Below are 23071 nucleotides of genomic sequence, written 5' to 3'. Positions count from 1 at the left end.
TATTTGAATTTTGTTGTTTATTTAATCCTCTTATTCTGCGTATGCCTAATATCTAAATTCTAGTTCTTCAATTGTTATATAACTTTTTGCCTTCAATTGAATTCCATCTACTCTCATTCCGCTAATTTCAACTTTTTGTTTATTGGGATCTGAGACAGAATAAATATATAATAGATCTGGACTTGGATTAATATCCAAATAAAATGTTCCATTTGTTAGTTCGCTTATAGTTTCTACTCTTTTCAATTCTAGTCCATCAATAACTACAATAATTGCTCCCAAATCGATTCTTGGTGATTCAATATTATAAATATTATTCTCCATTTCAACAAATCCAGTTACTTGATCTGCACCATTAAATATTGGTTTATTACCTGACCCATATGCTCCGATTATTATTGGAAATTTTTCTGAACCACTTGAAGTAGGATTAAATTGCTCCCTCCATTCTTCCCCTCGTTTAAATAATATTTCATCTCCAGGATTAAAATACATTGTATTTAATTTTGAAATAGTTTGCCAAGACGTTTCTGGAGTTAAACCATCATAATTATCATTACCATTTGTTGCATCTATGTAATAAGTTGTTCCATATAGCCTCAAAGTTATCATTAAAAATAATAGTATTTTCTTCATTCTTGTTTCGATTAGGTAATATTTACATGTAAATATTTATTTACATAATGTTTATTTCCATATAGACATAAACACCAAATTATTTGATAATAAATCCACCCAACTTATCCAGACGGGTCCTTCAAAGTTGGGTATGTAGGTTAGGGGTCTAACCCGTGTTAACCTAATTGCTTGGTATGTCCTCGGTTTTTATATCAACGGAATTTCCCTTTTCATCAATATGAGTTTTTCCGTTTGATTTCTGTTTGGCAAAAATAGATTTATTTTTATGGTTCCCGTTCCTCGAATACGTATAGGCATATTTATAATAGTAGGAGCCGTAATTATTTTTCAAGTTGAATTTATTCAAAAGTACGCCTATGAAAGTCGGTTCCTCAATTTTCTTAAGCTGTTCAACGGATTTCTTTACAAGATCGAGATCGGTTTTATTTGCCATAGCGACAAGTACTGTTTCATCCACTATTCTTGAAAGAATAATAGAATCCGCGAGAGTTACCAAAGGCGGCGAATCTAAAATCACTATATTAAAATCATTTCTTAAACGATTTAAAAATGATTTCATTCCTTTCGAGTCAAGTAATTCTGTCGGGTTAGGCGGAATAGTGCCGGCGGGAACTACAAACAGATCTTCGATACTTGTTTTTTTAAATAAATCTTCATAACTGCATTTCCCCACAAGGTAATCCGTAAAACCGGGAATTCTTGTTAATCCGACCATATTATGTATTCTGGGTCTTCTTAGGTCACAGTCTATAATAACCGTTTTATTTCTTGCTTGAGCGAAACTGCCCGCGAGATTGAGCGAAACCAAGGATTTTCCTTCGGACGGAGCCGAGGAAGTAACTAAAATTACTTTCGCGTTGCCGTCTATTTTCGCGTACCTTATTATTGTTCGTAAAGATTTAAACGCGTCGGATGCTATTGTGTTTGTTTCATCGGCGACGATAAGTTCCGAAAATTTTCCCGTAGTATTAAATGACGCTATTTCGGGAATCCATGTCAGGAAGCTGATATCGGCGTCTTCAATGTCTTCGGGGCTTTTAACGGATTTATCGAACATATTTCTCAGAATCGCATAAGCGAATCCGAGTCCCAAACCCAAAGACAAGCCTATTAAAATAATTCTTAAACGCGATGGTTTGGCGGGTACCTCGGGAATTCTTGCGTTGCTTAAAATTAAAACGCTTCCTGAAGTTGCCTGTTCGTTAATTAAAGCTTCCTGATATTTTTCTTCGAGGAGAAGATATAATTTTTCGTCAGCGGATCTTTGTCTTTCCAGTCTGGCAAGATCAATAGACCTTTCGGGAAGTTTATCGAATCTGCCTTTAAAATCATTTAAGTATTTTGATAATTGCGCGTGAGATGATTTGAGTGAATTATATTTTACTTCTTCCTCAAATATTTTTTGAGTAAGAGCTTTAATTTCCTGCGGACTCGCGGCAAGAATTGTATTTTGGAATTCATCCGTTTTTTGCCGAGAGTTTCCCTTAGCGTTAAAATTTTATTATCATACTGTTTTATTAAATCGTCTTTATTGTCTGATCGTGTTTTACCAAGTTTGGCGAATTCCTTCTGCGCTTCTATTTCGGCGATTTGTTCCTGCAGTTTCAGCAAAAACGGCTCGTTGGCTTTTGACTCAAGATATTTTGAAACCGACATATCCTGTTTTCTCAATTCACTTTTGTATTGGTCCAACGCGCTTTTTGAAATTGCCAAATCGATAGATACGCTTTGCACTTTCGATTCCAAATCCGTCATTGAATTTATTAAATTTGAAGCCTGCGCGTCCAATTCAATCGCGCCGCCTTTAAGCTGATAAATTTTATAATCATTTTCGGCTGTTTTAAATCGTCGAATTTATGCTGTTTTTGGTTTTCCAAAAATTCCTTAACTCTTGAGACTTGCTTTCTGTTATCGAGCAGATTGAATTCCCTGTAAACATCGGCATACGCGTTCGCGATTAAAGAAGCTTCAAACGGCGATGGACTTTCGCAGGTTATTTCGATAAAATCCAATTTCGGCACTTGGTTGATGGAAACAATATTTTTCAGCATGTTTGCAATTGTTTTATCCGATTTTAAATCACCCGAATTTTTATTAAAAATGTTTTTGTTGAATATTAATGAGAATTTATCTTTTTGACCCAAAACTTTGAAAGAATCTATAATAACCTGCGCGACTCTTTCTCTAATAGTAATATTGTTCATTGTGTGGATTTCATTAGCGATGAATCTATCGGATTGGCTTCCGCCGCTGCCAAGTTCATTAAGAAGCGGCGCCTCAAGAATATTTCCTTCGGGCGGAGAGATTTTTAATGTCGTTTCAGCTTGATAAATATCTGTCGCGGAAATAGCGTATCCAATTGATAATGCAAATACAATTAAAAATATTATCACTACATGTAACCAATGCTGACGGATCATGTTAAAATAATCTAAAATTGTTTTTGGCTTATATTGAATAATTTTAGAGCTGCCATTTATATTTTGATTTGCATGAATACCGGAATTATTCATTTTATTTCCTAATATTTATATTTTTTTCTGACACAAACTTTTAATTTGATAAGTATTCGATTTTTTGGTTTTGTTTTAATTAGTGCAGCTGCAGTGTTTTCTTTTTTTGTTTGCTTTGGATTCTCTTTCGTTTCGACACGTTTCGCTGACAACAAACGAAAGATTTTATACAACTAAATTCCCGCGAATTACAACTTAATGACTTTTTGTTTTTTGTTTTTCCTCACAGCTTCGCCAATTGAGTCACATTTTCTAAAACTCGTTTGATTTATTTTTGCTTTTATTTAAATATTTTTGAAGGTTTATTGGCAAGGACATACCAATCTTAAGAATTGAAAAATTCCAAGAATAGATTAAATCAGCTTGACCCCTAAAACCTACACAACAAAATTTTTTTACTCTTTTAAACTTTTATAAGTTTATAAATTTTATTCAAAATTCCCTTTGGGATTTCGTTTTTTAAAGCGTGCTCCGTATTTTCCAAAAGCTCAATAAAATCTTTAAATCTCCCAATATTCTGCAAAATGTAAAATTTCAATTCAGATTTTAAATGCTTCGGATAAAAAACATATTTAAATAAATCTTCCTCTTTTACTTCCATCCCCCATCCTCATTGGTATTATAATCCAACTTTCATGTTTTTTAGATTTTTTTAAAAACTTTTTTTTGGTTTATCATTTTTCTTTCAATTTTGTGAGCCGGCTCACTTTTGTGGGATAGAAAGGCTGAAAATTTGGTCAAAAAGTTTACTTTAGATTCAAATAATAAATTCGATAATCTGTAAAAAACAAATAGCGGATTTATTTTTTGCGTAATACCGGGTTAATTTTATTTATTGGCTTGATTCAAATTACTTTCGGGTTGAATTTTGCGGAATCCGACGGTTTATCGTTAAATGGTCGGGTTATTCACTCATTTACAAATGAACCGCTTGCATATGCAACTATTACTTTCCCAGAAACTTCAGTCGGCGCAATAAGCGATGAAAACGGCGAATTTAATGTATCGGTTCCATCCAACGCCGCTGAAATTCAAATAAGTTATTTAGGCTATAAAACACAGTTAATTGAAATTACAGAAATCAACGTTGAAAATTTTCTAATTATAAGAATGGTTCCAAAGGACATTCTCTTGCAGGAAGTAGCAATCTATAACACAAAATCTTCAAATTATGAAAAAGTGGAAGTGAGCAGTCTCTCTCTGCAAACCGATAGAATTGAGAAAATTTCCAACGCGATGCCGGATGTGCTAAGGTCATTTCAATCTTTGCCCGGAATTAGCGCAAATAATGAATTCAGCGCCGAATTTAATGTAAGGGGCGGAAATAAAGACGAAAATCTTATTCAGGTTAACGGTACTCAAGTCTATGAACCTTACCATTTGAAAGAAGCGCAAAACGCTAGTGTAGGCGTTTTCAATGTTGAACTAATTGATAAGGTAAATATTGTAACGGGCGGATTCAGCGCAAGATACGGAGACAGACTAAGCTCTGTTGCCAATATTGAGTACCGCGAAGGAAACAATTATCAATTGAAAGGAGCGGCGACTTTAAGTCTGGCTTTCATCGACGGGTACATAGAAGGTCCTTTGTTTAAAGACGCTTCAATAATTGCAGCCGCGAGAAAAACTTATATGGAATATGTAAAGGAAATTACGGATTTCGGATATTCTGAGGTTAAAAGCGCTGAACCGACATTTTATGATATTCAGGGAGTTTATTCGCAGAAGTTTTCCAACAGTTCAAAATTAAAATTAAGCTTTATTCATTCGGGCGATAATTGGACTTATAATCCGGGAGCGGATGTAATAACTTCTAATTTCGAAAAGCAATATTTTTCTCAGCAAGGCAGATTTCAAATACAAACTTTAACCGAAAACACTCAAAAAGCTAATTATTACAGCAGTCTAATTGATCTGCAGCTGACAAATATTTTGGGAAAAGATATTTTTTTAAAAAATAGTATCTCTTATTATGATCAGCGGGATCACGAAAATTTTGTTACAAGAAATGTTTATAATGAAGATATTTATGCAAATGACCATTTTTTCATCAGCAATACAAATACTCATTTATATAACTATGATTTAACAATAAAAACTTTAGAATTTGCTGCTGAGATAAATTATCAGTTATCTCCATATTATGACATAAAATCGGGTCTTCAGTATAAAAAAATTATTTTATGACCAAAATAATTTAATGAATAGAATTGTAAATAATTCTGCTTATACGCCGGAGTTTATTGATACGTTTAACACAAGTTTTGTAAGCGATCTTGCGCATTTATCGAATATAGATAACGCGTATTCTTATAAAAATTCAGGTTATGTTGAAAATATAATTCAGATAAAAGATAATGTAATTTTAAATATCGCGGGAAGATTTGATTATTTTGATATGAACAAGGAAACGACTTACAGTCCAAGATTTAATATTGCGTATTCAACGGATTTCGGCACAGTATTTAGAGCCGCTTGGGGTCATTATTATCAAACGCCAATTTATACACAGCTTAAATATTCCAATTCTTCGCCAAACAATACAAAGTCGCAGATGGCAATTCATTACGTTGCCGGAATTGAGCAGGATTTTAATTTGTCAAATTCCAAAATCAGCACATTAAAAGTGAAACTCGATTTATATTATAAAGATTATCAGAATTTAATTTCATCATATTATTCACATTACAGCAAATTATTTTATTCACGCAATAATGACGCGGCGGGTTTTGCCAAAGGGATTGATACTTATATATTACTGAATATTCCCAGATTTTATACTTGGGTAAGTTATGGATATTTGGTTGCGATGGAAGACGAAAAGAACGACAATAAAGGTGCATATCAAAGGCTTACCGGGCAAACGCACACATTTTCTTGGGTTACTGATTTTAATTTGGGAAGCGGCTGGTCGCTTAATTCAAAATATTATTATGGTTCGGGTTTCCCTTATGCAGAAAAAACTCTGTATTATTATAAAGAAAGCAACGAATATATTTGGGAATCCGAGCCGAATACTACTTCAATTTTACCGGCATACAGCCGACTAGATTTCAGAATATCCAAAATGTTTTAAATTATCTAATTATGCGTTAAATACTTTTTTTTGAAATCAGCAACGCGTTAAATCATAAAAATATAAGAGGATACGAATACTCGTTTGACAGTAAGGGCAACCCAAAAATAACTGAAATAGCTCTTTGGCCTCTTCTCCCTTCTTTTGGTATAAAAGTTGAATTTTAGTTTAAGTTTTTAGATTAATTTTCAAGCAATAAAATAATTATCAATTCTTCATAGCTTTATTTTTGCAAACAATTTTTATCCATTCTTTTTATCAATTTATAATTCATAATTATTTTGCGCGATTAGGTTAAAAAATTACGTAAAATGGTTTAATTAATTATTTATATTTGCGGACAATTAAAACGTTTTAACATAACTAAAACATAATCATAAAAGAACCAATTTTCATAAGGAGAACATCATGGCTGTACTTCACTCAATTGATTGGTTGGTGATTGCCGCTTACTTTTCAATCATTTTAGGATTGGCTTGGTGGGTAATTAAAAAACAAAAAAATACTTCAACCGATTATTTTCTTGCCGGAAGACATTTGGGATGGTTTATCGTCGGTGCTTCTATTTTCGCTTCTAATATAGGTTCCGAGCATCTCGTAGGTTTGGCAGGCTCCGGCGCAACAGACGGAGTTGCGATGGCTCATTATGAATTGCACGCCTGGTGTCTTTTGGTTTTAGGCTGGGTAATGGTTCCTTTTTATCTTCGTTCAAAGGTTTTTACAATGCCGGAATTTCTTGAGAGAAGATTCTCCCCTCACGCAAGAACCGTGTTATCCGCAATTTCTTTGGTCGCTTATGTTCTAACTAAAATTGCGGTCGGCGTTTTTGCCGGCGGTGTTGTATTTTCCGTTCTTCTTCCCGAAATAAATTTTATGGGCATGGACAGTTTTTGGATTGGTTCAATTTTGGTGATCGTAATTACAGGTCTGTACACGGTTGTAGGCGGAATGGCGGCGGTCGCATATACCGAAGCTCTTCAAACGGTAATATTGATTATTGGTTCGGCATTGGTAACATATTTTGGTTTGGACGCTTTGGGCGGCTGGGCAGCGCTCAAAGAAATTGTTGGAACCGAAATGTTTAATTTATGGAAACCAATTGTTCCTGCCGGAATTGAAAGTACATGGGCTCCCGTAAGAGAGACAGGTAAAATGGCTTGGTATTTTAATGATAATTATCCTTGGATTGGAATGCTGTTTGCCGCTCCTATTGTTGGACTTTGGTATTGGACAACAGATCAATATATAGTTCAAAGAGCTTTATCCGCAAACGGTGAAACTGAAGCAAGAAGAGGATCAATTGCCGCAGCATACTTTAAATTACTGCCTGTATTTATTTTTATCGTTCCTGGAATAATTTCTTACGCACTAGCCGTAAGCGGTAAAATTCCAGCTCTTCAATCGCAATTAATTGGTCCGGATGGACATATAATAAGAGAAAACGCTCAGCAGGCATTCCCGTTAATGGTAGCAAATGTTTTGCCCGTTGGAATTAGAGGAATGGTTGTAGCCGGACTTTTAGCGGCATTAATGAGCTCGCTCGCCGGTGTTTTCAACGCTTGCTCAACTTTATTTACAATAGATTTTTATGCTCGCTTAAAACCGAATGTTTCTCAGGAAAAACTGGTTTGGGTCGGCAGAATTGCAACAACAGTTATGGTTGTTATCGGTTTGTTATGGCTTCCGGTAATTAAAGGCGGTAAAGGATTATATGATTATTTGCAAGGCGTTCAGGCTTATTTGGCTCCTCCTATATTCGTTGTGTTCTTCGCCGGAATTTTTAATAAAAGATTAAACGGCAAAGGCGCTATAGCCGCGCTATACACGGGTTTCGGTTTGGGATTGTTCAGACTAGCAATTGATACTCCGGTAAAATTAGGCACAAATTTCAGTTATACAGAAGGCTCATTCTTCTGGATTATAAATAATATTTTCTTTCAATATTACGGACTGTTAATTTTCATTATCAGTCTTGCAGTAATGTTCATTGTCAGCTACATGACTGAAGAACCGGATTATAGTAAGATCAGCGGATTAACATACCAGACAACAACCGCGGAACATAAAAAAGAAACGCGCGCAAGCTGGTCTGCAGTTGACTTAATTGCTTCGGTAATGGTAATAGTAATTATTCTTATAGCTTATATTTATTTTAACGGATAATTAATATAAAGGGAAATAATGAATAAATACGCAATCGGTTTAGATTTCGGCACAAACTCATGCAGAAGTTTAATTGTTAATATTGAAAACGGAAGAGAAATTGCTTCTCATGTTTTTAATTATCCTACGGGTGATGCAGGTGTAATTATTGATAAAAATGATACGAATTTAGCAAGACAAAATCCGGCTGATTATATCGAGGGAATTGAAATAATAGTTAAGGAAGCAATTACTAAAGCAAAAAAATCTATCAGTGATTTTGACGCGAAAGATATTATCAGTATTGGTGTTGATACAACCGGAAGCAGTCCAATGCCCGTTGACGCTGATGGAAATCCTCTTTGCTTTAAAAATGAATTTAAGACAAATAACGCGTCATACGTTTGGCTTTGGAAAGATCATACAAGTTTTGAAGAAGCTGCTGAGATCACAAAATTGGCATCTGAAATCAGACCGAATTATTTATCAAAAATAGGCGGTGTTTATTCATCCGAATGGTTTTGGAGTAAAATTCTGCATTGCAAAAATACCGCGCCGGAAGTTTATAACGAGGCACACAGCTGGATTGAAATCTGTGATTGGATTACCGGACATTTGATTGGCGATATAAATCCCATTACAGTAAAACGAAGCGTCTGCGCCGCGGGTCATAAAGCAATGTATAATGATGACTGGAACGGATTGCCAGATTCGGAATTTTTAAATACTTTGTCGCCGAACTTCGGCGATTTAAGAAATCGTTTATACGATAAAGCTTATTCTTCGGAAACTTTGGCCGGTTATCTTTCAAAAGATTGGGCTGAAAAACTCGGACTTACTTCAATGGTTGCCGTTGCGGTTGGCGCGTTTGACGCGCACATGGGTGCCGTTGGAGCTGGAATTTCCGAAGGAACTTTGGTAAAGATTTTAGGAACAAGTACATGCGATATAATGGTTACAAATTCCAAACAAAAAATAAATGATATTCCCGGCGTTTGCGGAATTGTTAGAAATTCAGTTATTGAAAATTATTACGGAATTGAAGCGGGTCAATCCGCGGTGGGTGATATTTTTCTGTGGTTTGTTAATAATTTCGTTCCCGAAAAATACGGCTCTACACTCGATGAAAAATTTGTGAATCTTGAAAATGAAGCTTCAAAATTATTGCCCGGTGAAACCGGATTGCTGGCGCTTGACTGGAATAACGGAAACAGAACTGTTCTTGTCGATGTTAGGCTGACGGGATTAATACTTGGACAAACACTTCATACTCAGCCTCATGAAATATACAGAACGCTTATAGAAGCTACAGCATTCGGCGCACTGAAAATTATTGACAGAATTGAAGATAACGAAGTACGTATAAACGATATTGTAAACTGCGGAGGTTTGGCGATTAAAAATAAACTTCTTATGCAGATTTATGCCGATGTTACAAACCGCCCGATGAAAGTTTCAAAGAGTGAGCAGACTCCGGCATTGGGCGCCGCAATTTTTTCAACTGTCGCGGCGGGTAATAATAATGGCGGCTATGATAAAATTGATAACGCGATTAAATCAATGACCGGCGTTGATAAAGTTTATCATCCTATTCAGGAAAATGTTGAAGTTTATAAAAAACTCTACACACTTTATGTGCAGCTACATGATTCATTCGGTACAAAAGAATGGAATGGAAATTTATTCAACGTTATGAAAGATCTTCTGAAAATTAAAAATGAAACGCGCGAGAAAAATTAATGCTGGAAGAACTTAAAAATAAAGTGCTTGAAGCAAACTTAGATTTGGTGAGAAATAATCTTGTATTGTTGACATGGGGAAATGTAAGCGCAATTGATCGAAATGAAAATCTGGTGGTAATTAAACCAAGCGGTGTTGATTATAAAATTATGAAACCCGAAGATATGGTTGTTGTAGATCTGGATGGAAATATAATCGAAGGATCCAAAAAACCTTCTTCAGATACGCCGACGCATTTGGAATTATACAAAGCTTTAAAAGCATAAATGGAATTACACATACACACAGCACTTATGCAACAATATTCGCTCAGGCATGCAGGGAAATACCTTGTCTGGGAACAACTCACGCTGATAATTTTCATGGTTCAATTCCCGTCACCCGTTTTCTTACTGAAGCTGAAGTAAATGAAAATTATGAAAAAAATACGGGTAAGGTAATAATCGAAACGTTGGAAAAATCAAATCCGGAAGAGACTCCTGCGGTTTTAGTCGCGGGTCACGCTTCATTTACATTTGGGAAAAACGCTCATGATTCAGTTGTGAATTCAATTGTGTTGGAACAAGTCGCAAAAATGGCAATTACGACGTTACAATTAAATCCCAATATTAATGATCTTCCGCAATATATAACTGACAAGCATTTTTTTAGAAAACACGGCAAGAATGCTTATTACGGACAAAAATAATAAAGATTATAATCAGGAAAAATTATAATGGAAACTCTACAAGAAATCTGGTTTGTAACCGGAAGTCAGCATTTGTACGGTGAAGCTACTCTGAAAAAAGTTGAAGAAAATTCAATACACATTGTGAAAAGTTTAAATGATTCTAAAAAACTGCCTTTGTCAATTGAATTTAAGACTGTTGTTACAACACCCGAAAAAGTTTTTAATATTATAAGTGAAGCAAACTCGAGTTCAAGATGTATTGGATTGATATTTTGGATGCACACATTCTCCCCCGCTAAAATGTGGATCAACGGATTAAATATTATTCAGAAACCATTTCTTCATCTGCATACACAATTCAATCAGGAAATTCCTTGGGATTCAATTGATATGGATTTTATGAATCTAAATCAAGCCGCTCACGGTGACAGAGAGTTTGGATTTATCTGCACAAGAATGAATAAAAATAGAAAGGTTGTTGTCGGACATTGGAGCAATGATAAAGTCCAAGAAAAAATCGCGATGTGGATGCGTGTGGTTTCCGCTTGGGCTGATATGCGGAATATGAAGATTGCCCGTTTCGGCGATAACATGAGAGAAGTCGCTGTGACTGAAGGCAATAAAGTCAGCGGACAAATTCAATTTGGAATTTCGGTTAATGGTTACGGCGTGGGTGATTTGGTAAAAGTTGTAAATCAAGTTGAAGATAGTGAAGTTACTAAGTTAGTTGAAGAATATTTTGATTCTTATATAATTTCCGAAGATGCGAAAAAGAACAGACCAATGTATCACAGTGTTTTGGATGCGGCGAGGATTGAACTTGGAATGAGAAAATTTTTAAGCGATGGAAATTTTAAAGCGTTTACCACTACATTTGAAGATTTGCATGGATTGAAACAATTGCCAGGCATAGCCGTTCAAAGATTGATGAACGACGGATACGGATTCGGTGCCGAAGGTGATTGGAAAACGTCCGCAATTGTCCGTGCAGTAAAAACAATGGCAAACGGATTGGACGGCGGTACATCATTTATGGAAGATTATACTTATCATTTTAATCAGAACGGCGATAAAGTTTTAGGTTCGCATATGCTTGAAATTTGTCCATCCATTGCGGCAGAAAAACCAAAATTGGAAGTTCATCCTTTAAGCATCGGCGGAAAAGAAGACCCTGCAAGATTGGTTTTTAACGTAAATCCAGGTAAGGCAATTAATGTTTCCTTAATTGATTTGGGAAACCGTTTCAGATTAATTACGAATGAAGTTGACGCCGTTAATCCCGATAAAGATTTGCCAAATCTGCCGGTAGCGAGAGTAATGTGGATTCCCAAACCAAATTTAGAAATTGGAGCTGAAGCTTGGATTTATGCCGGCGGCGCGCACCATACGGTATTCAGCAAAGCCATAACAAAAGAATATATTGAAGATTTTGCGGAAATTGCAAATATAGAACATTTGTTAATTAATGATTCTACCAATATTTCCGAATTCAAAAAAGAATTGAGATTTAACGAAACTTATTTCAAATAGAAAATTAAAAGGAGTTCGCATTAATATAATTTTAGTGAACTCCTTAATCTAATTTTTTACTCGTGCGACTTCCCTACTGCTTCATCATTTAATCTGTTTCGTTCGGCAATTTTCGCGAATGGAAAATACACAGCCATAGCTAAAATTAATGAAACCGCGCCCCAAACCGCGGCACGCCAGTCACCACCCGAAACCAAATAATGCCCAATTATCGGTGGAGTTGTCCAGGGTACATTTATTACTGGTTTGCTGATCAAATCGAAATCCATTAAAATGTATGTTCCTGCTGTAAGAAACAAAGTGATCAGAATATAAGGCACCATAAATATTGGATTCAGTACTATTGGAAATCCGAAAAATATCGGTTCGTTGATCTGAAAGATTTGAGTCGGCAGAGAAAATCTTGAAATTTTTCTAAATCCCGGTTCTTTGGAATTAAGCATTATCAAAGCAAGGCCAATAGTGGCTCCGGTTCCGCCAACGTTAACAAATGTGGTAAAGAATCCGTAAGCAGTAATGTAAGGCAGCGGCTGATGCATAGACATCGCCGTAACATTTTCGGTTAAATATTGAAGAAAAATCGGAGCGGCAATTGCGTCCATCGCGTTATCGCCATTTATTCCAACCGACCAAAGAAGCGTAACCAAAAACGCGTAAACTAAAATTCCCGGCAAAGTATTAAACGCAAAAACAACCGGTCGGAAAATAATTTCGACTAGTCCGTTTATATCAACTCCAATTACGTACTGAATTAGCCAAAATGTAACTAATAGAAAAAATAACGGACTTAACGAAACAAAAGACTCATACACAACAGGAGGAACATTTTTTGGAAGACGGAAAACTAAATTTTTATCCGTAAAAAATTTTTGAACGCTGACTGAAATAAACGCGATTAAAATTGCGGTAAAAATTCCTTTTGAACCAAGATTATCAAAAATAAGCGAGCCGTCCTGCGGGTTGAATTGAATCAGCAAAAATATCAGCGAGGAAAGAGAGGCGCTGATTATCGCTTCCTGCTTCATTTGTTTACCCAGATCATAACCGATAGAAAAACATACAAATAACGCGAGCAATCCGAATGTAGCGCTTACAGGAATATCAAGTATTGTTCTGTAAGGCTCAATAATTTTATCCCAGCCGCTGAAAGGGAAATATGAAATAATTATAAAAATACTTCCAACAATAGTTAAAGGAACAACAGCTACCATTCCTGCGCGAATAGCGGAAAGATATGGATTTTCACTTAATACATTAAGCGGCGGAACAATATGTTTGTTCATAAAATCGGTAAGAGCTTTATTCATAAAGGAACTCCGACAATTTCTTTTGGGAATTTACGTTTTTATTAAAATATTATTTCGCCAAAGATAGTGATATTTTATGATAGAAAAACGATTGTCTTGCAATATTTATTAAATATCTGAAATTACTTTATGAAGATTTTAAAGAATAAATAAAAGTAAATTGCTCACCCTTAATTGCATACAATTTTACTGCTGGTTGGGTAAGATTGGAAATTTCAATTTTTATTGCTTGTGATAAAATTGAGTAATTGAAAATTATTATTAATGAGAAAATATATTTTTCCATTTTATTGCGATAACAAACTTCCGAGGTTTTGGAAACCTCGGAGGTTTTATGTTCATCATACTTAAAATTCATAATTAACTTTAATAGATTTATCAGTTAAAAACTTGTGCGTAACCTCTTTCGACTGGAAAAATGTTTCCACAAATTCAATGTCAGTCAAATTATCATTTCTAAATCCCAATAAATCTTTAGCATTGGAATATTCCCAATCTTGTATTTGATGTGCTAAATTAGCTTTTAGCGGATTTTCTAGAATATATTTTATTACCCAAATAAAATAAGTCTCATCTTCAATTTGCTTACTTTTTGTTTTACTTTCAAACAAAGTTCCGGATCGTTCGTATTTTTTGTTAATAGATTTTACATAAGAGTTCAGCAGATTTGAAATGAAAGTTGAAATTAGATATTCATCCGATGTTTGTTTAACAAATAGATGAAAATGATTCGGCATTAAACAATAGGCTAAAATTTTGATTTTATTTTTATCCGCATAAAATTTTAATTTTCTCAAGAAATAATTATAATTTTCTTTTTCATAGAATATTCGCGATTTGTTTGAGCCTCTATTATAAAGATGGTGATAGGTATTTTTATAAAAATTTCTTTCTTTATTCATTTTATTGTTAATGCAAACCTCCGAGGTTTTTAAAAACCTCGGAGGTTTAATTTAGTTTATTATATATTTCTTGAAGATTTATAATTATAATTTTCTTGAAATAAATTTTGCCTCTTAAATCCATAAGATTTTTTCTTTCAAAATTACAACATTTTCTGCCAAATGAAGATGGTAGTTTTCGTTTTTGGTTTTTGATTTAGCTATTTTTTTTTACTTTTTTTTATTCAAATTACATTTATTTAAAAAATACAAACAAATAATTAAAATAAAATTATAAATATCTATAATAAAAACTTCGGAGGTTTGCAGGCTTGCTTTTATAATATGGGAGAATACATTTAATTGATGTTTTTATATAATCAAAATAATTTAATTATTTATAAATAATTTATCAGCTTAAATTTTATTAGACTTAATCCAGTGCATCACATTCGCGGGCGGTCTTTTGTTTATCAATTCGTTGGCCATAAAATTCATATAAGGATCAATATGTGAAAAGAAATATTTGTAACCGCTGCACAAATAATTTAAATTATTTTCACCATCCGGAGTTTTAATAAATCTGTGTTTGGGACATTCGCCGTTGCAGGCAAAAAGATACTCACAATTTTTGCAATAATTCGGCAAATTCATTTTTTTATCCAAACCAAATTTTGTCTGCTTACCCGAATCTACCATATTGCTTAATAAATCCGACATTATATTGCCCAATTTATTTTCGGGATAAACATAATGATCGCACGAGTAGAGATCACCGTTATGTTCAATTGCCAAGGCGTTTCCGCAAGTCTCTCTAAATATGCACAAACTTGATTGCTGACCTAACCAAGATTCTAATGCGAGATCGAATATTTGAACAAAGTAACTGCCAACATCTTCTTTTATCCACTCGTCAAATATCTCAGAAAGGAATTTTCCATATTGTAAAGATTCAACCGACCAATCGGTAACAACGGCTTCTCCACTATATTCCGGTGAAATTAGATTCAGCTTATTATTATTTTGATGGATTGATTGTCTTTCTATAATAGGAATAAATTGCATAAACCTGCTGTCTATTTCTTTTAGAAAATTATAAACTTCAAGAGCTTTATAAGAATTGTCTCTATGTACGCAGCTTAAAGTATTAAATTCAACGTTATATTTTTTGAGCAACAAAATTCCTTTCATCACTTGGTCGAAAGAATCCTGTCCACCTTTTAATTTTCTGAATTTATTATGAATTTCTTTCGGTCCGTCGATTGAAATGCCGACCAGGAAATTATTTTCGGATAAAAATTTTCCCCATTCGTCATTTAATAAAATTCCGTTGGTTTGAAATGAATTGAAAACAGTTTTTCCGTTCGCATATTTAATCTGAAGCTCAACTGCTTTTTGGAAAAACTCTACACCAAGTAATGTGGGTTCGCCGCCCTGCCACACAAATGTTATTTCATTTACGGCTTGTGCGGAAATATACTGCTTAATATATTCTTCAAGAATGTTGTCATTCATGCGCCAATTTTCATTTTGCTGATAAAGTTTTTCTTTTTCAAGATAAAAACAATACGTGCAATCAAGATTACAAATTGGTCCGGTAGGTTTTGTAATTATATTAAAAGCTAAAGAATTCTTCATTCACCTATTTTTCTAAATAAAACTTATACTTTTTTATTCATCCAGAACGGCGCTGTTGAAAACCATAATAATGTTCCCAAAGTCATAATAAGCTTATTTGTTTCCATTGAAATAACATTATTGAACACCAAAATTGACGGGAGAATTGTAGCAATTAAACTGATCAATGATAATATTTTTATAAGTGCTTTCATTTATTCTCCTAATTCAATTTTTTCTGTATGAAATAACTGCCTACTAAAAATATTAGTGCCGCGATAAACCATCCCGGCAAGCCGAGGAAAAATATTTCAATTCCAAAATAAAAATTCAAGAACAAACTAAATAATAAAGTTAATCCCCAAGATAATGCCGCCGCAATATTAAATGATTTTTTAAATGTCTCCGCATAATATCTTTTTAATTTTAGTTTTGGAATAATATAAACGTCCATCATTATTATTGCGCCCATCGGCATAAGTATCAAGCCATATAGCGCAACAAAATCCAAAAGTTTCATTACTAACGCGGGAAACATTGACGCTATAGTTGTAATTATTCCCACAACCATTGTTACTTTCCAGGTTTTCCATTGCGGACGAATAGCTTGCAACGCTAACCCTGCTCTATAAATTGTTGGATTTGCAGTTGTCCATCCCGCAATTATAACCGTCAACGCTCCGGCAAAACCCGCAGCGCGGTATGCGATTGGTCCAGGCGCAAATTCGCTGCTGAAATTTGTTTCTTTTAAAAATAGTGCATACAAAATTCCTGACGCAATCCATGCGATATAATGACCTATAAACATTCCCGCGGCTGAATTAAAACCATAATACCATTTTTTTGCATAACGTAAAATTGATAGATCCGCCATGCCAATATGCATTGCCATATTTGCAAACCAAGCAAAAAACATAATGTGCCAGAAATTAAATTTGCTTTGTCCCGCCAATGGATTTCCTGTCCAAATTGAATGATCGGCTTTTGTCCAAAACTCTGAAAATGAATTAATTCCAAGATTCGGCAATACTGAAATTGCCGCGCTAATAAATACAAGTATCATCCAGGGAGCGGCAATATTGGCAACTTTAGAAACCACATTGTACCCAAACATCGCAACAATTGTTGTTAACGCGCCGACAACAATAACTGCGGCAATCCAACCCAAACTGTTCGGCATCCAATCATTTAATGTAGGCATCTGCAATCCAAAAGGAATACCAACGGCAGTAGCTGATACGGCTATCATTGATCCGGCTAAGAAGCAAAACATAAGCGCATTAATTAGATTGTAAACAGTAGTTAATTTTTTACCGTTAATTTTTTCAAGTAAGAAGTAAAGTGTAATTCTTTCTTTTACGGCAATTGGTCCCGTTAAAAATGCCCAGCTCAAAACCGCCAGCAAGTTTCCAACTAACAATCCAAATATTAAGTCAGCGGTGGTTACTCCATGCGCGACAAATAACGGACCTATAACAAATTCTGTTCCGGCTGTATGTTCGCCGGCATACATACCTAGAAAACTTTTCCAACTTTTTAATTTATTTTCGGGTACGCGCTGCCTTTCAAATTCTTCTACCGAATCTAATTGATCTTTTAGATTATTTTTTTTCATAAGCCCTCAATTGGAATTAGGAGTAATTAAATTCTTTTACTTAATATTTTATTTTCAAATTCAGAAACTTCATCCAGCCATTTGTTTTCAAGCGGTACATCATTTTTGTAGCAATAATAATCCCAAACAGCTCCAATTGGATGAAACTTCATCTCTTCCATAACGGCTAACCTGGCAAGATAATTATTTTGTGATTCTAGTTTTTTCAATGTATTGCCGGGTTCCAATAACGCCAATAAAAGACTTTTTAAGGTTGACCTAATTCCCAAAACATAGGCGCCTAATCTATTTAAAGATCCATCAAAAAAATCCAACGCGATATTTGTTCTATTATCCAAATCATATCTGACAATTTGAGAGCATACATCAATAAGTTCATCATTAAGAATTGGAATATGATCGCTATCCCATCTTACAGCGCGACTGATATGAAATAAAAGCTCATTTGAAAACTGAAGTACCGAACTAATTTTATCGGCAACATTTTCAGATAAATGAAAATGTCCCATATCCAAACAGATCATTTTATTTCTTGTCAGCGCATATCCCAAATAAAATTCGTGAGATCCAACGACATAAGATTCACTTCCAATTCCGAAAAGCTTACTTTCAACCGCGTCTTTAATTAAATGCTGTTCGTATTCTATATCAAAAATTTTATCCAAACTTTCCTTTAAAATTTCACGAGGTTTCCATTTGTCATAGCGCAAATCTTTTGAACCGTCAGGTATCCATAAATTATGAACCGAAGGTGATTTAAATTCTTTACCGAAATATGCGGTAATCTCTCTGGCACGTTTTACGTGTTCTATCCAAAAATCTCTAATTCCTTTATCATAATTGCTTAATGTAAAACCGCTTTCAGCTTTAGGGTGAGAAAAACAAGTAGCGTTAAAATCCAATTTAAGATTATTTTTTCTTGCCCAATCAATCCAATTGTTGAAATGCTTTGGTTCAATTTCATTTCTATCAATTTTTTGACCTTCAAAATCTCCATAAATGGCATGAAGATTAAATCTGTGTCTGCCGGGAACCAATGAAAATACTTTTTCCATATCCAGTTGTAATTCTTTTATACTTCTGGCTTTACCAAAATAATTTCCGGTTACTTGAATTCCGCCGTCTGATAATTGTGAATTGGGTTTTTCAAAACCGGCAACGTCATCGGCTTGCCAGCAATGCACGGAAATTGAGAATTTGCTTAATCTCTGCAAAGCTTCATCGGCATCAACACCAATAGTTGAGTAGAATTCTTTAGCATTTTCATAATTTTGTAATATTTTGTTCATAGTGATTTTATTTTAGTTAAATGATTTTAATCAATTATAATTTCATCCATAAAGAGCCATGCCTTACCGCCGCTTCCTTTGTGCCAGCTTGGACATTCTTTTATATTTTCAGCTACAATTTTTATGAATCTTGTTTCAGCGTTAACTTTTGACGAAACATCTTTAATAAACGGTTTTTGGATTTCCGATTTTAAAAGCTCATAATTAGATTCATAAACTTTCTTAAAATTAACATTATCGTTCGAAATAAAAAACGAAACTTTTTTCGGTAAAAATATCCATGAATTTAAGTTTGAGAGACAGCCGAGAGTAATGTTTTTTACAGATTTAACTTCGCCTAAATCCAATAATGTTTCAAAATTATTACCTTCAAAACCTAACCAGTTACCATCATTATATCTTTCCGTACCTCTAATTCCATTCAGTAAAATCAATTTTCCAGGATCGGCGTATTTTTCCGCGGGCTGATTTTTAAGCTCCATGTTTTTTGCAGTTTTAATTCTATAAAAATTAATTGCGTTTATCGCGCTTTCAACAAAACCGTCTTTAAAAGTAATTGCGTTTAATTTTGCTGATTCAGTCAAATTAATCGGTGCTGAATAAACTTGAGAATTTTTATCAGGAACACTTCCATCATTTGTAAATCTTATTTCGCCATTTTCATTTTTGCCCGTTATTTCCAATGTTACATTTTCTTGAAACAAAAAACTGTTTTTGATTTCTTTTCCGTCAACTTTGACAACAGGCTTGGAAGCAATGTTATTTTCCTTACCATTAATTTTAATGCAGATTGGGAAATCAGTTTCTTTTAGATCCGAATGCAATTGAAATACGGTTTCGAATCCGGCCGTAGTGTAATTTAATTCATCCATTCCAAGAATATTCATTTTAGAATTTTTTACCGGAGTAACATATTTAATTTTAACCGTGTCATTTATTGGCTTACTTAAAATGAAGGCATAAATAATATCGGCGTCTTTTGCTTTAGTATATTTAATATTTTCGCCTTCGAAATAATTCTTTAACGGTCTCGTGCCGTAAATCCCTTCGCTGTATTTACTCATCCAATCGCCGACTTTGGCAAGTCTTTCAACGCTGGCTTGCGGAATATTTCCTTTTGAATCGGGTCCGACATTCAATAAGTAATTTCCGCCTTTAGCGGTAATATCAATTATATTTTGAATAATAGTTTCAGCGGATTTCCAATTTTCGTCACCTTTTTTAAATCCCCAAGAATTGTTCATTGTCATGCAAGATTCCCACGGAAACGCAGAAGTTGTTTCTAAAATTTCTTGTTCAGGCGTACCGAAATCACCCGCGCTATTTTCTTCTTTGCTCATTCCTTGCATTCCATCGCGGCCCTTGCCAATTCTATTATTTATTATCAAATCGGGTCGTATGTTTCTTAGATGATTATAAAGACTTTTACCTTGATCTTCCGTCCATTCATCAATCCATTCTCCGTCAAACCAGAGAATTGATATTTCAGGAAATTCTTCCAATAATTCATCAAGCTGCGGAATTAAATATTCATTTCTATATTTAGCAAAGTTTTCCTTATTTTCATTTGGATGATGCCAATCCATTATAGAATGATAAAATCCTAATTTAATTCCTTCTTTTTTGCATGCGGCGGCTAAAGGTTTTAAGATATCTTTTTTATATGGAGTAAAATCAACAACGTCGTAATTTGTAATTTTTGAATCCCAAATACAAAATCCATCATGATGTTTAGACGTTATTACAATGTATTTCATTCCGGCTTGTTTGGCAATTTTCACCCACTTCTCAGCGTCATAATCTACTGGATTAAATTCCGCGGCAAATTTTTCATATTCATCCTTAGGAATTTTTGCGGCATCCATTATCCATTCACTTATTCCGGGAACCATTTCTCCTTTATACCAGCCGGCTGGAACGGAGTATATACCCCAATGAATGAACATGCCGAATTTGGCATCGGTCCACCATTCCATTCTTTTTTCTTTATCAGATTTGGATTCTTTTAAATAATCTTTTGGAGTACAGCTTACAAAAAGCGATAAGATGAAAATAATTGCTAATAACTTTTTCAATTTCCCTCCGAATGTATTTATTTTATTTGACTATAATTTCATCCATAAATAACCAAGCCTTTTCGCCTTTTCCAATATGCCAATTAGGACAATCCTTAATATTTTCGGCATAAACTTTAATAAATCTGCACTTCATTCCAATACTGTCGGTGGCAAAATCAATTCCGCCCACATTTAAATCAGGTTTTATCTCAAATGTATTATCATAAATACTACTATAATTCAATCCGTCATCTGAAATTGAAATTTGTATTTTTTTTGGAAGAAAAATCCATGAGTTTTGGCTTTGTAAAAAACTCAATTGGATTTTATTAATTTTAATTTGATCCGCAAGATCAATAATAAATTCAACATCGTTTCCTTCAAATCCAAGCCAGTAACCGTCATTGTAATCAAATGAACCGGTCCATCCGTCATTAAGTATTGAAGTATTTCCTAATGCGTATCTTTTATGCGGCAATGATTTTAACTCCAGGTTTTTACCGATTGCCAAATGCTCTTCAAACTTTATTCTATTTTTACCAATACGGCCCGGATCCCTATTTTCTTTGCCTTTAATTCCTGTTAATCTGTCGCCAAGTTCATACCTGGCTTTATCACCTATCTTTTTTAGTTTTTCTACAATTTCAGGATGTTCATTAATTACGTTATTTTTTTCACCAATGTCATCTTTCAAATTATAGAGTTCATACCCAATTTCTTTCTGCCAGGTTGGACCCGGAAATCCATCTTTACCTGGAATCATTCCTTCATAACTTCGCTGAACACACGGGAAATAAAGTTTCCAATAATTTTTTCGTACGGCAATCAGATCGTAATCATAATAATACCAAAATTCATCTCTTGGATTAACGTCTTCATTCAACATCAATGGAAAAATATTAACTCCATCGATTTTATTTTTGGGAAGTTTAGAATGCGTAATTTCAGAAATAGTCGGCAGTATGTCAATCGTTGATGTAAGTTTATCGCATTTGGAATGGGATTTAATATTTTTCGGCCATTTCATTATGCAGGGAACTCGGTTTCCACCTTCCCACATTGTGCCTTTACCTTCACGCAAAGGGAAAGCAGATCCGGCATGATTTCCAAAATTAAGCCAAGGCCCGTTGTCGCTTGTAAATATTATCAAGGTGTTTTCATCAATATTATTTTTTTCAAGCGCTTTAACAATTTCTCCAACCGACCAATCTATTTCCATAATTACATCGCCGAATAATCCGTTTTCACTTTTACCTTTAAATTTCTCTGAAACCGCAATTGGAACATGAGGCATTGAATGAGCTAAATAAAGAAAAAATTTATTGTTTGCATTACGCTGAATAAAATCAACGGCTTTTTCAGTGTATCTTGTTGTCAGCGTTGACTGATCTTCTAAATCTTCAATTGATTCTGTCTGCTGATTTCCTTCAATTATTTTCAAAACCGGATAATTTGCTTTCCAATTATCTGAAATCGGCTTTCCGTCATAACCTACGGGCCACATATCGTTGGAATATGGAAGTCCGTAAAATTCATCGAATCCCTGCTGAAGAGGTAAAAATACTTCATGATGACCAAGATGCCATTTACCGACTATTGCGGTTTTGTAGTTTTTCCTTTTTAAAATCCGAGCAATATTTTCTTCTTCAGGATTTAATCCTATCAGAGCAGTATGGTTTAACGCGCCTCTAATACTGACCCTTTCGGAATAGCATCCGGTTAGTAATGCGGCTCTCGACGCGCTGCAAACAGCGGTTGCCGCATGAAAATCGGTAAAGATAATTCCATCATTTGCTAATTTATCAACATTGGGAGTTTTATATCCTTTTGCTCCAAATGGTCCAACATCTGCATAACCCATATCATCAATAAAAATTACAATAATATTTGGGAGTTCATCCTCAGAGATAATTTTGCTTGATGTGAGAAAAGGAGACAATGAAACAAATGATATTCCCTTCCCCATATCAACAATAAATTTTCTTCTTGATATAT

Annotated in this window: 18 protein-coding genes and 2 pseudogenes; 6 read left to right on the top strand and 14 right to left on the bottom strand. The window is 34.4% G+C overall.

Annotation, left to right across the window (positions count from 1 at the left end):
- Positions 1-45: 45 nt before the first annotated feature.
- The 6 genes and pseudogenes from IPK06_02825 to IPK06_02800 all read right to left on the bottom strand — a co-directional run bounded on the left by IPK06_02825 (position 46) and on the right by IPK06_02800 (position 3753).
- Positions 46-636: a hypothetical protein gene (locus IPK06_02825; GenBank protein MBK7978947.1), complete on the bottom strand. Its 591-nt coding sequence runs from the start codon at positions 634-636 to the stop codon at positions 46-48.
- Positions 637-799: 163 nt separating this feature from the next.
- Positions 800-1696 carry a CpsD/CapB family tyrosine-protein kinase gene (locus IPK06_02820; GenBank protein ID MBK7978946.1) on the bottom strand — a complete coding sequence of 299 codons (897 nt, stop codon included), beginning with the start codon at positions 1694-1696 and terminating at the stop codon, positions 800-802.
- Positions 1694-2083 (bottom strand): annotated as a pseudogene (locus IPK06_02815) (hypothetical protein). The gene IPK06_02820 and the pseudogene IPK06_02815 overlap by 3 nt, the downstream one beginning before the upstream one ends.
- Positions 2020-2427 (bottom strand): hypothetical protein, encoded by a 408-nt coding sequence (locus IPK06_02810; protein ID MBK7978945.1) that lies wholly within the window; start codon positions 2425-2427, stop codon positions 2020-2022. Before IPK06_02810 ends, IPK06_02815 begins: the two are co-directional and overlap by 64 nt.
- Positions 2403-3152 carry a hypothetical protein gene (locus IPK06_02805; GenBank protein ID MBK7978944.1) on the bottom strand — a complete coding sequence of 250 codons (750 nt, stop codon included), beginning with the start codon at positions 3150-3152 and terminating at the stop codon, positions 2403-2405. The genes IPK06_02810 and IPK06_02805 overlap by 25 nt, the downstream gene beginning before the upstream one ends.
- 403 nt (positions 3153-3555) lie before the next feature.
- Positions 3556-3753 carry a hypothetical protein gene (locus IPK06_02800; protein ID MBK7978943.1) on the bottom strand — a complete coding sequence of 66 codons (198 nt, stop codon included), beginning with the start codon at positions 3751-3753 and terminating at the stop codon, positions 3556-3558.
- A gap of 206 nt (positions 3754-3959) precedes the next feature.
- On the opposite strand from IPK06_02800, the gene IPK06_02795 reads away from it, so the two are divergent.
- The 6 genes and pseudogenes from IPK06_02795 (at position 3960) to araA (ending at position 12310) form a co-directional block, all read left to right on the top strand.
- Positions 3960-5339 (top strand): carboxypeptidase-like regulatory domain-containing protein, encoded by a 1380-nt coding sequence (locus IPK06_02795; protein ID MBK7978942.1) that lies wholly within the window; start codon positions 3960-3962, stop codon positions 5337-5339.
- 13 nt (positions 5340-5352) lie between these two features.
- On the top strand, positions 5353-6228 hold the full coding sequence (locus tag IPK06_02790) for a TonB-dependent receptor (protein ID MBK7978941.1): 876 nt from the start codon (positions 5353-5355) through the stop codon (positions 6226-6228).
- A gap of 408 nt (positions 6229-6636) precedes the next feature.
- Positions 6637-8391: a sodium/solute symporter gene (locus tag IPK06_02785; protein ID MBK7978940.1), complete on the top strand. Its 1755-nt coding sequence runs from the start codon at positions 6637-6639 to the stop codon at positions 8389-8391.
- Positions 8392-8409: 18 nt separating this feature from the next.
- A complete protein-coding gene (locus IPK06_02780) occupies positions 8410-10110 on the top strand; it encodes a ribulokinase (protein MBK7978939.1) in 1701 nt (566 codons plus the stop codon).
- Positions 10110-10798, top strand: a pseudogene (locus tag IPK06_02775) (L-ribulose-5-phosphate 4-epimerase). Before IPK06_02780 ends, IPK06_02775 begins: the two are co-directional and overlap by 1 nt.
- A 27-nt stretch (positions 10799-10825) precedes the next feature.
- Positions 10826-12310, top strand: a complete 1485-nt coding sequence (araA, locus tag IPK06_02770) for an L-arabinose isomerase (protein ID MBK7978938.1) — start codon at positions 10826-10828, stop codon at positions 12308-12310.
- Positions 12311-12366: 56 nt separating this feature from the next.
- On the opposite strand, the gene IPK06_02765 is transcribed toward araA, so the two are convergent.
- From IPK06_02765 to IPK06_02730, 8 genes are all read right to left on the bottom strand, one after another.
- Positions 12367-13617: a PTS sugar transporter subunit IIC gene (locus IPK06_02765; GenBank protein MBK7978937.1), complete on the bottom strand. Its 1251-nt coding sequence runs from the start codon at positions 13615-13617 to the stop codon at positions 12367-12369.
- 347 nt (positions 13618-13964) lie between these two features.
- Positions 13965-14519, bottom strand: a complete 555-nt coding sequence (locus IPK06_02760; GenBank protein ID MBK7978936.1) for a transposase — start codon at positions 14517-14519, stop codon at positions 13965-13967.
- A gap of 396 nt (positions 14520-14915) precedes the next feature.
- On the bottom strand, positions 14916-16136 hold the full coding sequence (locus IPK06_02755) for an anaerobic sulfatase-maturation protein (GenBank protein ID MBK7978935.1): 1221 nt from the start codon (positions 16134-16136) through the stop codon (positions 14916-14918).
- Between the two features lie 23 nt (positions 16137-16159).
- On the bottom strand, positions 16160-16330 hold the full coding sequence (locus IPK06_02750; protein ID MBK7978934.1) for a hypothetical protein: 171 nt from the start codon (positions 16328-16330) through the stop codon (positions 16160-16162).
- A gap of 8 nt (positions 16331-16338) precedes the next feature.
- A complete protein-coding gene (locus IPK06_02745; protein ID MBK7978933.1) occupies positions 16339-17730 on the bottom strand; it encodes a hypothetical protein in 1392 nt (463 codons plus the stop codon).
- 26 nt (positions 17731-17756) lie between these two features.
- Positions 17757-19019 (bottom strand): L-rhamnose isomerase, encoded by a 1263-nt coding sequence (locus IPK06_02740; GenBank protein MBK7978932.1) that lies wholly within the window; start codon positions 19017-19019, stop codon positions 17757-17759.
- A gap of 26 nt (positions 19020-19045) precedes the next feature.
- Positions 19046-21094: an alpha-L-fucosidase gene (locus tag IPK06_02735; GenBank protein ID MBK7978931.1), complete on the bottom strand. Its 2049-nt coding sequence runs from the start codon at positions 21092-21094 to the stop codon at positions 19046-19048.
- 22 nt (positions 21095-21116) lie between these two features.
- Positions 21117-23042, bottom strand: coding sequence for a sulfatase-like hydrolase/transferase (locus IPK06_02730; GenBank protein ID MBK7978930.1), 1926 nt, complete (start codon positions 23040-23042; stop codon positions 21117-21119).
- Positions 23043-23071: the final 29 nt, after the last annotated feature.

The organism is Ignavibacteriota bacterium, assembly GCA_016713565.1.
Lineage (GTDB): Bacteria > Bacteroidota > Ignavibacteria > Ignavibacteriales > Melioribacteraceae.
This window is presented reverse-complemented; position numbering and strand designations above follow the sequence as displayed.

What these genes read in the sequence shown, in the direction of transcription:
- IPK06_02760 (MBK7978936.1), bottom strand. Translation starts at nt 14,519, where the DNA reads ATGAATAAAGAAAGAAATTTTTATAAAAATACCTATCACCATCTTTAT.
- IPK06_02765 (MBK7978937.1), bottom strand. Translation starts at nt 13,617, where the DNA reads ATGAATAAAGCTCTTACCGATTTTATGAACAAACATATTGTTCCGCCG.
- IPK06_02800 (MBK7978943.1), bottom strand. Translation starts at nt 3,753, where the DNA reads ATGGAAGTAAAAGAGGAAGATTTATTTAAATATGTTTTTTATCCGAAG.
- IPK06_02745 (MBK7978933.1), bottom strand. Translation starts at nt 17,730, where the DNA reads ATGAAAAAAAATAATCTAAAAGATCAATTAGATTCGGTAGAAGAATTT.
- IPK06_02780 (MBK7978939.1), top strand. Translation starts at nt 8,410, where the DNA reads ATGAATAAATACGCAATCGGTTTAGATTTCGGCACAAACTCATGCAGA.
- IPK06_02755 (MBK7978935.1), bottom strand. Translation starts at nt 16,136, where the DNA reads ATGAAGAATTCTTTAGCTTTTAATATAATTACAAAACCTACCGGACCA.
- IPK06_02825 (MBK7978947.1), bottom strand. Translation starts at nt 636, where the DNA reads ATGAAGAAAATACTATTATTTTTAATGATAACTTTGAGGCTATATGGA.
- IPK06_02785 (MBK7978940.1), top strand. Translation starts at nt 6,637, where the DNA reads ATGGCTGTACTTCACTCAATTGATTGGTTGGTGATTGCCGCTTACTTT.
- IPK06_02790 (MBK7978941.1), top strand. Translation starts at nt 5,353, where the DNA reads ATGAATAGAATTGTAAATAATTCTGCTTATACGCCGGAGTTTATTGAT.
- IPK06_02740 (MBK7978932.1), bottom strand. Translation starts at nt 19,019, where the DNA reads ATGAACAAAATATTACAAAATTATGAAAATGCTAAAGAATTCTACTCA.
- IPK06_02730 (MBK7978930.1), bottom strand. Translation starts at nt 23,042, where the DNA reads ATGGGGAAGGGAATATCATTTGTTTCATTGTCTCCTTTTCTCACATCA.
- IPK06_02805 (MBK7978944.1), bottom strand. Translation starts at nt 3,152, where the DNA reads ATGAATAATTCCGGTATTCATGCAAATCAAAATATAAATGGCAGCTCT.
- IPK06_02820 (MBK7978946.1), bottom strand. Translation starts at nt 1,696, where the DNA reads ATGTTCGATAAATCCGTTAAAAGCCCCGAAGACATTGAAGACGCCGAT.
- araA (MBK7978938.1), top strand. Translation starts at nt 10,826, where the DNA reads ATGGAAACTCTACAAGAAATCTGGTTTGTAACCGGAAGTCAGCATTTG.
- IPK06_02750 (MBK7978934.1), bottom strand. Translation starts at nt 16,330, where the DNA reads ATGAAAGCACTTATAAAAATATTATCATTGATCAGTTTAATTGCTACA.